The sequence below is a fragment of the Methylobacillus methanolivorans genome, assembly GCF_054588515.1.
In genome coordinates, this window is record NZ_BAAILT010000002.1 from 386,753 (window position 1) to 398,788 (window position 12,036).

General features: G+C 52.2%; 8 protein-coding genes. 2 read left to right on the forward strand and 6 right to left on the reverse strand.

Annotated features, from left to right (window positions below; translation table 11 throughout):
* Positions 1 to 25: 25 nt before the first annotated feature.
* The 6 genes from LG202_RS03135 to ylqF all read right to left on the reverse strand — a co-directional run bounded on the left by LG202_RS03135 (position 26) and on the right by ylqF (position 9,452).
* Positions 26 to 1,930 (reverse strand): ATP-binding cassette domain-containing protein, encoded by a 1,905-nt coding sequence (locus LG202_RS03135; RefSeq protein WP_459724402.1) that lies wholly within the window; start codon positions 1,928 to 1,930, stop codon positions 26 to 28.
* A gap of 80 nt (positions 1,931 to 2,010) precedes the next feature.
* The gene (locus tag LG202_RS03140) at positions 2,011 to 4,110 is read right to left on the reverse strand and encodes an AsmA family protein (RefSeq protein WP_230346958.1); all 2,100 of its coding nucleotides are present in this window, start codon (positions 4,108 to 4,110) and stop codon (positions 2,011 to 2,013) included.
* 47 nt (positions 4,111 to 4,157) lie between these two features.
* A complete protein-coding gene (locus tag LG202_RS03145) occupies positions 4,158 to 5,297 on the reverse strand; it encodes an MFS transporter (protein WP_230346959.1) in 1,140 nt (379 codons plus the stop codon).
* A 129-nt stretch (positions 5,298 to 5,426) separates the two neighbouring features.
* On the reverse strand, positions 5,427 to 7,424 hold the full coding sequence (locus LG202_RS03150; RefSeq protein WP_230346960.1) for a UvrD-helicase domain-containing protein: 1,998 nt from the start codon (positions 7,422 to 7,424) through the stop codon (positions 5,427 to 5,429).
* A 174-nt stretch (positions 7,425 to 7,598) separates the two neighbouring features.
* On the reverse strand, positions 7,599 to 8,321 hold the full coding sequence (locus LG202_RS03155; RefSeq protein ID WP_230346961.1) for a PEP-CTERM sorting domain-containing protein: 723 nt from the start codon (positions 8,319 to 8,321) through the stop codon (positions 7,599 to 7,601).
* Between the two features lie 216 nt (positions 8,322 to 8,537).
* Positions 8,538 to 9,452, reverse strand: a complete 915-nt coding sequence (gene ylqF / locus LG202_RS03160; protein ID WP_230346962.1) for a ribosome biogenesis GTPase YlqF — start codon at positions 9,450 to 9,452, stop codon at positions 8,538 to 8,540.
* A 259-nt stretch (positions 9,453 to 9,711) separates the two neighbouring features.
* On the opposite strand from ylqF, the gene LG202_RS03165 reads away from it, so the two are divergent.
* Together LG202_RS03165 and LG202_RS03170 are read left to right on the forward strand one after the other, a co-directional pair.
* Positions 9,712 to 10,482, forward strand: coding sequence for a PEP-CTERM sorting domain-containing protein (locus LG202_RS03165; protein WP_230346963.1), 771 nt, complete (start codon positions 9,712 to 9,714; stop codon positions 10,480 to 10,482).
* Between the two features lie 21 nt (positions 10,483 to 10,503).
* Positions 10,504 to 12,021 carry an alkaline phosphatase gene (locus LG202_RS03170; RefSeq protein WP_230346964.1) on the forward strand — a complete coding sequence of 506 codons (1,518 nt, stop codon included), beginning with the start codon at positions 10,504 to 10,506 and terminating at the stop codon, positions 12,019 to 12,021.
* Positions 12,022 to 12,036: the final 15 nt, after the last annotated feature.

Genomic DNA, 12,036 nt, shown 5'->3' on the forward strand with positions numbered 1-12,036 from the left:
AGGCTTGCACACCATCGTGCCCACTCTACGCTAAATTACGGTTTTCCAGTTCTTCCCACCGCACCATGGCCTGTTCAATTTCGCTGCCGATCTCGCTTAACCTCTGTTGCAAGGTGCGTGCCTGATCAGCGTTTTCCCGGTAAATATCTGGGTTGGCCAGGGCTTGGTTGATGGTGCTTTGTTCTGTTTCCAGGGCTTCAATTTTGGCAGGCAGGCTTTCTAATTCTCGGGCTTCCTTGAAGCTTAGCTTGTTAGCTACAGGCTTCTTGGCTGATGTTTCCTGCTTTGGTTTTTCGCTGGCAGCCTTGGCAACAGTTTTTGCGGCAGCTTGCGATTGGGTGTGGCGGAACCAGTCGTCGTAGCCGCCCCCAAATTCACTCAGGGTGCCATTACCTTCAAAGGCAATGATCTGGGTCACGGTGTTCTCAAGAAAGGCGCGATCATGGCTGACCAGGAACAAGGTACCTGCAAATTCTTGTAGTAGGCTTTCCAGCAACTCCAGGGTTTCGATGTCGAGATCATTGGTAGGCTCATCCAGCACCAGTACATTGGCAGGGCGCGCAAATAAACGTGCCAATAACAGGCGGTTGCGTTCACCACCTGAAAGCGATTTTACTGGCGAGCGAGAGCGCTGCGGTGGAAAGAGAAAGTCTTCCAGATAGCTGATGACATGCTTGCGCTCATTGCCGATCTGCACGAATTCGGAGCCGGGGCTGATGGTGTCAGCCAGAGTAGCTTCTTCATCCAGTTGCTCGCGCATCTGGTCAAAATAAGCCACGTTGAGGTTAGTGCCGCGCTGGATGGAACCACTATCGGGTTCGAGTTCACCCAGGATCAATTTGAGCAGGGTGGATTTACCGGCACCATTGGGGCCAATCAAACCGATACGGTCACCGCGCATGATGCGCGTGCTGAAATCTTGAATGAGCGGCTTGTTGTAGGCGAGCGAGACATGATCCAGTTCAGCCACCAACTTACCCGATCGCTCACCGCTATCCAGCGTGAGCTTGACGTTGCCCTGGCGTTCGCGCCGAGCGGCACGCTCCAGGCGCAGGGCTTCCAGTCGGCGAACACGGCCTTCGTTGCGCGTGCGTCTTGCCTTGATGCCCTGGCGTATCCAGACTTCTTCTTGTGCGAGGAATTTATCAAACTTGGCAGCATGGGTGGCTTCCACTGCCAAGAGTTCTTCTTTCTTGATTTGGTATTGGCTGTAATTGCCGTGAAAATCCGTCAAGTGGCCACGATCAAGCTCCACGATGCGTGTTGCCAGGCGGTCAAGAAAACGTCTGTCGTGGGTGATAAACAGCAAGCTGCCCTTGAAATCCAATAGTAAGTTTTCCAGCCACTCAATTGCGGCAAAGTCCAGATGGTTGGTGGGCTCATCCAGCAACAAGACTTCAGGTTCTGCCACCAAGGCGCGTGCAAGCGCCACGCGCTTGCGCCAGCCACCTGATAACGTGGAAATTTTGGCCTCGGGGTCGAGCTGTAAGCGGCTTAATACCGCTTCCACACGTGCTTGCGATTGCCAGCCACCTTGCGATTCCAATTCGTGCTGCAATGTCTGCATGCGAGCAATCAAGCTATCGAGGTCGGCATCAGGCTCTGCCATTTGCTGTGATACCTGGTGATACTCCACCAAGGCCTGGCGCAAGTTGCCCAGGCCTTCGGCTACAGCCTCAAAAATAGTGTGTTCAGGCTCAAGCGCGGGTTCTTGCGGCACATAGACAGTACGCGATTTTGGGGCGCGCCAGAAAGTGCCATCATCCAGCTTGCTTTCGCCGGCAATGACTTTGAGCAGGCTGGATTTGCCTGCACCATTACGGCCAATCAGGCCAACTCGTTCACCGGCATCAAGCTGGAAGTTGGCATGGTCGAGCAGGGGGTAGTGTCCGTAAGCCAGGCTGGCTTGGTCGAGGGTGATGTAAGGCATGGTCAGTATTTTATCAGTAGGGGTTTAATCGGCAGTATGGCCCGTTTGGGCCTATTGCCGCTAGCATATACAACTTGCTTTTAGTGTCCAGGAATGGCAGGGGCAGGCGATGGTTGTGTGCTTGGAATGGTCTTGTCTGGTTCGCTTTTAACTGGTTTCGGGGTATAGCCATGGAGCGCCTGGCTGCAATTGTAAGAGTTGCTCTTGGAGCCCGTATCAAGATAGGGCAGGATTGCGGCCAGCGGATTAACGAAAGCCAATGCCACACTGCCCAGCAGGCGCGCCGCAATCGGGGCGGCTTCTGGACGTACCTTGGGCTCGACAAAACTGCCTTGTACCTTGATAGGAGAGCGCACGGTAAGCGGTGAGAAGTTCTTGGGTTTTGCCGCCAGCAACAGGTCTAGTTTTTCTTGTCCCAGGTCAATATTGCCATTGATCAAGACCAGTGTGACCGGGGTGTCGATCAGTGCTACTTCAGGCTTGATGATGCCGTTGCTGGCCTTGAGGTCCATCACTGCGCATTGCAGGCGCTGAGATTTGTCTCCACCCAACCAGGCGCTAACGCTCTGGGCAATATCCAGCCCGAGCAACTCCATTACTAGCCGGGATATTTCGCCTTGCTCAATGAATAAGGTGGTATTGCCGTTGAGTGAACCCAGCAGTTCAGCGGTGGTATTACCTTTGCCACTTAGTTCGGTGCGCCCGTTCAGGGTGCCGGTGATATATGGAGAGGCTTCCTTGCCCTGTTTCTTGGCCGCTTCCTGGCGCTCCTTCGAGACTTGTAGCCATTTGCCAAGCTCTATGTCTTTCCAGCCTAGCTTGATCTGCCATTGGGGAGGGTAGCGTTTTGCATTGCTATCCTGGGGTTCATGGGCATCTATGATGAGGCTACCGGTCAGTTTGCCATCCGCAGTGTTGGCTAATATGTCGCTGATGCTGAGTTTGCCCTGATTCAGGCTGAGCTTGGCCTTGAATGGTGCCACTGGCAAGGCGAAGGCGTTGCCCAGGTTCATGTAATCCATCTTGATGGTGATATCGGCATCCATGAAGTTGAGCGAGGGCAGATCCAGTGGGCGATTTGGAATAGCACGCCCTTCAGTAGGCTGGGCCGGGGTGCCATCGGATTGCAGGGTACCGAATGCCGGCGCAAGGTCGGCGAGAAAGAAGCGGCTACCATCGATTTTACCGCTCAGGAGCGGCACTTGGCCTGACTGGCGACGCGGGTCATATTGAAGCGTGGCGCTTAGGGTACTTTTGCCTATCTTGGCGGAGTCTACATTAACGTCCCAAATATCAGCGTGTTTACTGAGGGCAGCGCTGATGCGGAAGGAATCGGTAGTAGGAAAGACACTGCCCGTAAGGTCGCCTAATACTGATAGCGATGGGCCGGTAACAACAGCATTGCCGACAATATCTTGCCGACCAAAGAGATCGGATATTTGCCCATTGAAATCTACTCGTAGTTTGGCGTATTCCAACCAGCCCTTGGATTTGATTGGTGGAGCATCAGCATCTTGCGTGGCGATAGGGAGAAAGCCTGGTGTTTCAAGGAATGCTTTCAGTGGCTTGCCCTGGAATTGCCCGTTGATGCTAACTTCCGAACGTAGTTCTTCCTGGCTGCTGCCTTCTTCCGTCTTGAATTTGGCTTGTAGCCTGGCCTGGCTGATGACATCGTCTATGCGGCTATTGCCGTTCTTCACGATCAGGGTTTCGATCACGGGAAGCGGGCTATCAGGCGCGTTGTCATCTTTGGGGAATTGCCAAGTGGCTACTCCATCGGCATGGCGGATCAGCTGCGCATCAATTTCCTCCACCTTGATTTCGCGGATGCGTAAGCTGCTAGTTTGCTTGAAATGCCAGAGGTCTTTGTAACGCAGCTTGATGCTGATGTTCTCCGCATCAACCAAGTGCGGAACCTTGAACACAGCCGGGGCTGAGATATATAGGTGTCCCAAGTCAAGCTGCATGCCTGCCCACAGATGCAGTTTGAAAGGGGCATCCAGCTTCACTTCGCGCTCCAATTGCTTGGTCAGCAGCTTTTCTGCGGGCTCACGTAGGAACGTCCAACCCTGGATTTCACACGCAATGAACGCCACAATCAGTGCCATCAATAGCCAGAACAAGGCTTTCACAAACCTGAATGTGCTGTGCCTCAATTGTCCGGATTGTTGATGTGCCATGGTTCACCCTTGCGTGCTAGATCCAGCTCAGGCAAGTGAGCTGAACGTTATTTTGTCTGTTTTCCGTAGTGTTGCATGCTGTATAAAGTCAGCAAAGCCCCGCAAATGGCAACCGCCGCGCTGGCTAATGCAACGGCTGGCAGGCCGAAATCAAAATGGATCACGGCGCCGCCCAAGAAGGCACCACCTGCATTCCCGAGGTTGAAAGCGCTCTGGTTGACTGTAGAAGCCATCAACGGAGATTCACCAGCTTGGGCCATGGCATTGGTTTGCAGGCCAGGGCCAACGGCAAAACTCACCATGCCCCAAATAAATGCCGTGGCAATCGCTACCAGCGTGAATTGCATACTCCATGCGAACACAATGCCTAGCAAGGCCATGCTTATTAGTGAGAGGGTGATTGTGGGCAATAGTTTCCAATCTGCCATTTTTCCGCCGATATTCAGACCGATGGTGGCAGCAATACCCATGGCAATCAGCATGAAGCTGACATGGTGGGGCGAAAGCCCGGACATATCTTCCAGTATCGGCGTGATGTAGGTAAATATCGTGAATACCCCGGCAAAACCAATCGCGGTAATGGCCATGGCCAGTAGCACATTAGGCTGGAGCACGGCTTGCATCTCCTTACGGATATCCGGCTTGGGCATGGCGCGGAGATCGGGAATAAAACGCCAGATGGCATACATGGCAATCGCGCCGCAGGCGGCAACTGTCCAGAATGGAATGCGCCAGCTGGTTTCCTGGCCTAGCAGGGTGCCTAGCGGTACGCCAAGCACATTGGCCATGGTCAGGCCGGTGAACATCAGTGCCAGGGCACGGTTGCCCTGGCCGGGCGGTGCGAGATGCAGTGCGACCACGGCAGCAATGCCAAAAAATGAACCATGGCTTAATGCGGTGAAAATCCGCGCCGCTGCCAGGGTGAGGTAATTGGGGGCAAGTGCGCAGAGTATGTTGCCCAGGGTAAAAATCGCCATCAGCCCGAGTAGCGTAGCCTTGCGTGGGCGGTTGATCGTGATGGCGACCATCAAAGGGCCGCCGATTACCACGCCCAGGGCATATACGGTCACCAGGTTGCCTGTAGCGGGAATGGAGACATCCAGGCCATGGGCGATGTCGGGTAATAAACCCATGGGCAGAAATTCGGTCATGCCGATGCAGAACGCACCGGCTGCTAGTGCAATCATCCAACTGCCCATTATTACTTAGCTCACTATGTCTTGAAATGGTTGAAAAAACAGCCTGGAAAGGCAAGCCTGTACGTCCGAATGAGCGGAGGTGACAAAGGGGCTTATCTACAGGAGCTACTATTAAAATTAGGTGTTTTGTCCGCCTAGCATGGCGCGAATTTGGGCCATGCGCTGGCGCGCATTTTCCTTGTTTGCCACTGGGTCGTTTTGCGGCTGACCGGAATGGCGAACGTCATCCTCTGGTAGTTCAGCGATGAAACGGCTTGGCTCGCAGGATTCATGCTCACCAGCGCGCTTGCGGCGGCGACACCAGGAAATATGCAGCGATTTCTGTGCTCGGGTGATGCCGACATACATCAGGCGGCGTTCCTCCTCGATCTTGCCCTCATCCACGCTTTCGCGATGCGGCAGAATGCCTTCCTCACAGCCGATCAAGAACACATGGCCGTATTCCAGGCCCTTGGAGGCGTGCAGGGTAGATAGTTTTACCGCGTCGGGTTCTTCATTATCGCGGCCTTCCAGCATACTCATGAGAGAGATCATCTGCGTGAGTGCCAGCAAATTCTTCTCGTCCTCGTCGCCCTTGCGCGTGAGCCAGGCGACGAAATCCAGCACGCTCTTCCATTTGTTTTCTGCGCTACGAGGTTCTTCCGTATCGTAGAGGAAAGCCTCGTAGTTGATAGCGTTCAATAGGTCGTTCAGTACTTCGCCTGCCGGGTCTTTCTCGGCGCGCTCCTGGATACGGTTGATGAACTGGCAGAAAGTCAGTAAGTCTTCCAGTTGGCGATTGCCCATGGTGCGCTGGAAATCGCCTTCAAATGCAGCCTCAAAGAGCGATATCTTGCGTTCACTGGCAAACTCACCCAAGCGCTCCAGTGTGGTATTGCCGATGCCTTTTTTGGGTGTGGTGGCAGCGCGAATGAAGGCAGGGTCATCGTCTTCATTGGCGATCAAGCGTAAATAGCTCACTAAGTCCTTGATCTCAGCCTTATCAAAAAAGGATTGACCGCCGGAAATGGTGTAGGGAATTTTTTGCTGGCGTAGCTGTTGCTCAAAAATGCGTGCCTGGTGATTGCCACGGTAAAGAATCGCGTAATCAAGAAACTTGGTGCGATGCTCGAATTTATGGGCGAGTAGCTTCATGACGACGGATTCCGCCTCATGATCTTCATCCTTGGCGGCACTAATCTGGATCAGGTCGCCAGTGCCCAGCTCGCTCCAGAGCTTTTTCTCGAACAGCTTGGGATTGTTGGCAATCACCTGATTGGCGGCACGCAGGATGCGCACGGTGGAGCGGTAGTTCTGCTCCAGCTTGATTACCTTGAGGCGACTGAAATCTTCAGTGAGCTGGCGCAAGTTTTCCACGTCAGCACCACGCCAGCCGTAAATCGCCTGATCATCGTCGCCCACTGCGGTAAAGCGGCCTTCAACGCCAGTGAGCATTTTTACCAGTTTGTACTGGCAGGCATTGGTATCCTGATATTCGTCGATCAGGAGATACTTGAGTTTGTGCTGCCAGCGACGTAATGCTTCCGGATGTTGCTCGAACAATTCCACTGGCAGCTTGATCAAGTCATCAAAATCTACAGCTTGATAGGCCTTCAGCGTCTGCTGGTACACTTGGTAGACTTTGGCAGCTGCATGTGTCAACTCCTCATCAGCCGTTGCTGCGGCCTGGTCAGGGTTGATGAAGGCATTTTTCCAGCTTGAGATTTGCCATTGTGTTTTGCGTAGCAATTGCTTATCGGTAGTCGCCAGGGCATCCGAAAGAATCTTGAAGCTATCTGATGAGTCGAGGATGGAGAATTGTGGCTTGTATCCCAGCAATTCGGCTTCCTGGCGCAGCATCTGCAAACCCAGTGAGTGAAAAGTGGCGATGGTGAGGCCCTTGGCATTGTTGCCTTGTAACAGTTGCCCGACACGCTCCTGCATTTCACGGGCTGCCTTGTTGGTAAAGGTAATCGCGGCAATTTCCTTGGGGGAGTAACCGCACTTCTCAATCAGGTAGGTGATTTTTTGCGTGATGACGCGGGTTTTTCCGCTACCCGCACCAGCCAATACAAGGAGGGGGCCATCAAGATACTTCACAGCTTCGCGCTGCTGGGGGTTCATCGAGTTCAACATGTTGATTTGCCTGCAGGCTCAAGAGTCAATCAGAAAGGGCTGCTACAAGCGTGTAACAACATCATGGAGGATTTTATCTTGAGTGAGTATTTGAGGCTAGCAGAGAAGCGGAGTGATGGACATAAAAAAGCCTCACCCAATGCCGGGCGAGGCTGAAAAGTGTCTTGATTTGACTTAGACGTACAAGTTGCTTCTGTCGCGGCGGCGTGCCATGAAACCAACCAAGCCAAGGCCAAGTGCCAGCATGGCGTAGGATTCTGGCTCAGGAACGGCGGTCACGCTGTAGAGGGTGAAGTCTGATTTATCTGCATGGGAAGTCAGGGTAAATGATTTCACGGCAGTATTACCAAATGGGTTGTCTACACTCCATACACCACCCATGCCATCCGAAGCAGGGCTCAGGTTGGTGACGACGCCAAATCCACCAGTCCATAATGCAAGGGTTTCACCTTGTGCTTGCAGCTTGAACTCTTTGGTGCTGTTATCGAAGTAGGTGACAGTGAAAAATGCCTTTTCTTTGCTATCGCCATATTCTGGGCCATCAAAGAGCAGGCCTAGCGTCAGGTTGCTAATCACGCGTGAGTCAGTGAACTCCGCAAAAATCCACTCATTCTTATCGATTTCACCGACAGTGACATCTCCACCTTTCAATGGAGAGACACCTACACCTTGAAATCCATCCTGCGCCGGTTTGTAGCTGAATACCCCGTCAATCAGCTTGTTCTTGTTGTTACCAGTCTTGGCGCTAAATGTCACGCTGGTACCATTAATGGTAGTTGTGTGGCTCGGACCATTGCCGAAATCCTTACCATAGACGGTATCAGCAGCAAAAGCCGATGCGGATGCTGTTAGCAATACACCAGTGGCGGTGGTTACCAATAACTTGGAAATATACATGTGATACTCCTCATAGCAGTTGAATTAATCAATTGAATTAATTGTTGTTTTATTCACAGCAATTCCATGCTACTGCTGGCATGAGGAGGGCTCAATAGTCTGTTGTGGCTGATACGTTTGGACTAATAGCCTGAAGTTTTACGAGAGGTTTGTTGTGCTAATGGTATGAATTAATAATATTTTTTAAAAAATGATAAAAATGAAATTGTCAATGATTTAGTCCGTAGATTGATCTTCCTCTGCACTTTCTTCCGCTAAAAGTGCCTGTTGCTGTGCTTCTGCCATCATGATCGCACGGGATTCTGGTGTTTCCAGGCTTATGCGGCCCAGAGTGCCGGAGCGGTAGTCCACGAGAAACGCCATGGCGGTTTTTTCCATATCCAGCTCTCCGCCTTTCAATAAATAGCCACGGCGCTTGCCGACAGCTTCCAACAGGTCAATGGCATCCATATTGCTCACATCGGTTTTATAGCGTGCTTGTAGCAGGGCGGGGTAGCGTTGTAGCAGGATACCGGCGAGGAATTCAGCCACTTCTTCATCGATGACGGCATTGCGGCCTATGGCATGACTGGCAGCGAGCATATAGCCGTCGCTTTCATATTTGATCTTGGGCCACATCATGCCGGGCGTGTCGGTAATAGTGAGTTGTGGGCTCAGTTCAAACCGTTGCTGGCTCTTGGTGACAGCAGGCTCGTCGCCTACCTTGGCAATCCTGCGGTTGAGCAAGGCATTCATGAGGGTAGATTTACCGACGTTAGGGATTCCCATGATCATCATGCGCAAAGGCTTGAGATTTGTCCCTCGATGCGGCGCAAGGCTACGGCAGAGACCGGGAATCTTCTTGGCATCGCCTGGTTTCTTGCAGGAGAGGGCAACGGCTTTTACGCCATCCTGACGATTGAAGTGGTTGAGCCAGGCCTGTGTGGCTGCTGGGTCGGCCAAGTCTGCCTTGTTGAGAATCTTCAGGCTGGGGCGCTGACGATAGAGGCGCAAGTCTTCAATCATCGGGTTGTGGCTCGCTTCTGGTACGCGTGCATCCAGTACCTCAATCACGATATCGGTGAACTCCATGGTTTCTTCCGCTTTCTTGCGTGCGGAGGTCATGTGTCCGGGGAACCATTGAATTGCCATGATGAGGTGCTCTATGTGGAATGCGTTGATAAAAAGAATCGCTTTTTTTGCGTGTGATCAGTGATAAAGCTGACTCAGGCTGTCATTTTAGCATCCTGCTTGCTATCCCTGCCTTATTTTGCATCTTTGTTGCACAAATGAGGTTGTTGCAATATCTCTGAGTAGTCCATTAGGACTATTTTGTATCCATATGGCTTACACAAGTGCTTCCTAGTATGGCCCCCGAATCGTTTTCTACTCTCGTTAAAGGGGAATTACCATGAAGTTCCAAAAACATGGCGTAGCGCTGGCTTTGGCTAGCTCCGTGCTGTTTGCTGCTCCTGCGTTCGCGCAGGAAGTGATCGTGAATGGCGGTTTTGAGGCTGATGCCGCTGAAAGCTACAGCCCGCAAGGCTGGAAAGTGGCTGAGCAAGGCATTTCCGGTTCTGTATTGGCGACTGATGCTACTGAATCCTATGCCAGCGGTTACAAGACCGTAGGTGCTGCCAGCGGTCAATATTATGGCTTCCTGGACTCCTCCTATGCCAGTAGTCAAGTGTTGTACCAGAACTTCTCCATCAGTGCTGTGACTTCTGCTGTGTTGTCTTTCCAGATGTTCGTGAATGACCAGAGCGATAACGGCATTGTGTATATCAACCAGGCTGGCCTGGATGCAACGACTGGTGGCACTTACGCTGCTAATCAGCACGTTCGCGTCGATATTTTGCGTGCTAATGCTGATCCGTTCTCGGTTCATGCTACTGACATCATCGGTACTTATTATCTGGGCGGAGCCAATGGCCGTCGGTTTGATGGTGATGACAACGTCAATCGCTACGTGGATTACAGCTTTGACGTGACTGACCTGCTTGCTGCTGGTGGTGACTTTAGCTTGCGCTTTGCTGCCGTGAGCAACCAAGGAGCACTGCAAGTGGGCCTAGATAACGTCAGCTTGAATATTGCAGCCGTGCCTGAGGCTGATACCTACGCCATGTTGTTGGCTGGCTTAGGTGTATTGGGCTTGGCATTGCGTCGTCGTCAAACTGTTTAATCAAAAGTGGGAGTGCATAAAATGAAAAAGGCAACAATGAAGGTATCCGCCCTGGCGGTGATGATGGCGCTGTGTGGCCAAGCCATGGCAGAAGATGCCAACACTTGGTATCAAGATGGCCAGGAAGCGTTGGCAGCTGCCAAGAAGCTTTACCCGAACAACCGCAAGGCCAAGAACGTGATCTTGTTTGTTGGTGATGGCATGGGTGTGTCTACCGTGACTGCTGCGCGTATCCTGGAAGGTCAATTGAAGGGCCGTGATGGCGAGCGTAACAAGCTGGCTTTCGAGAAGCTTCCTTACTTGGCTTTGTCCAAGACTTATTCTGCTAACCAGCAGACGTCTGATTCCGCTCCAACTATGACTGCTATTGTCACTGGCGTGAAGACAAATGATGGCGTGATCTCTGTTGATCAACGCGTTGCAAATGGCGATCGTGATAACAGCAAGGTACAAGCTGCCAAGTTGGCAACTATTCTGGAGCTGGCTGAGCAAAATGGCCGTGCTACAGGCGTGGTTTCCACAGCGCGTATTACTCACGCTACACCTGCAGCCACTTATGCCCACACTTCTGCACGTGACTGGGAATCAGACAACAACGTGCCTGCTGGCGCTGATGTTAAGGACATTGCTTCCCAATTGATCGACAATTTTGGTCAAGGTGGCATTGGTGATGGTATCGAAGTTGTGCTGGGTGGTGGCCGCAGCCGTTTCTTGCCTAATACCGTGGATGATCCTGAAAATGCAGGCCGCAAGGGTGACCGTCGTGATGGCCGTAACCTGGTTCAGGAATACGTGAACAAGTTCAACGGCAAGTTCGTCTGGAATCAGGCACAGTTTGATGCGATCAATCCAGCGAATACCAACCGTCTGCTGGGCTTGTTTGAGCGTTCCCACATGCAATACGAGCATGACCGTCCGAGCGACACGGGTAAGGAGCCATCCCTGGCTGACCTGACTGGCAAGGCGATTGATATCCTGCAGAAGAACCCCAAGGGCTTTTTCCTGATGGTGGAAGCTGGCCGTATCGATCACGGTCACCATGCTAACAATGCCTACCGTGCCCTGACTGACACCATTGCTTTGTCTGATGCAGTGAAGAAGACCCTGGAAAAGGTTGATCTCAATGACACTTTGGTCATCGTTACCGCTGACCACAGCCACACCATGACCATTGGTGGTTATCCAGAGCGTGGCAATCCTATCTTGGGTAAGGTGGCTGTGGATGGCCGCCTGAGCAAGGCAACGGATGGCAACCCATACACCACTATCTCCTATGCCAACGGTAAGGGCTACTACCCTAATGTTCCTGGTGAAACTGTATACAACTTCCCGGCACGTAGCGGTCGTATCGCCGACATGACCAATGTGGATACCAGTGATCCTGATTTCCACCAGGAAGTGACAGTGCCATTGGATTCCGAGACTCATGCTGCTGAAGAAGTTGAAATCTTCGCAGGTGGTCCTAAGGCTCACCTGTTCCAGGGTATCCAGGAACAAAGCTACATCTTCCACGTGATGAAAGATGCCTTTGGCTTCTAATGCAGTGGTTTGATG

Coding starts and splice junctions, on each gene's coding strand:
- LG202_RS03135 (WP_459724402.1), bottom strand. CDS start 1,930: ATGCCTTACATCACCCTCGACCAAGCCAGCCTGGCTTACGGACACTAC.
- LG202_RS03140 (WP_230346958.1), bottom strand. CDS start 4,110: ATGGCACATCAACAATCCGGACAATTGAGGCACAGCACATTCAGGTTT.
- LG202_RS03145 (WP_230346959.1), bottom strand. CDS start 5,297: ATGATTGCACTAGCAGCCGGTGCGTTCTGCATCGGCATGACCGAATTT.
- LG202_RS03150 (WP_230346960.1), bottom strand. CDS start 7,424: ATGTTGAACTCGATGAACCCCCAGCAGCGCGAAGCTGTGAAGTATCTT.
- LG202_RS03155 (WP_230346961.1), bottom strand. CDS start 8,321: ATGTATATTTCCAAGTTATTGGTAACCACCGCCACTGGTGTATTGCTA.
- ylqF (WP_230346962.1), bottom strand. CDS start 9,452: ATGGCAATTCAATGGTTCCCCGGACACATGACCTCCGCACGCAAGAAA.
- LG202_RS03165 (WP_230346963.1), top strand. CDS start 9,712: ATGAAGTTCCAAAAACATGGCGTAGCGCTGGCTTTGGCTAGCTCCGTG.
- LG202_RS03170 (WP_230346964.1), top strand. CDS start 10,504: ATGAAAAAGGCAACAATGAAGGTATCCGCCCTGGCGGTGATGATGGCG.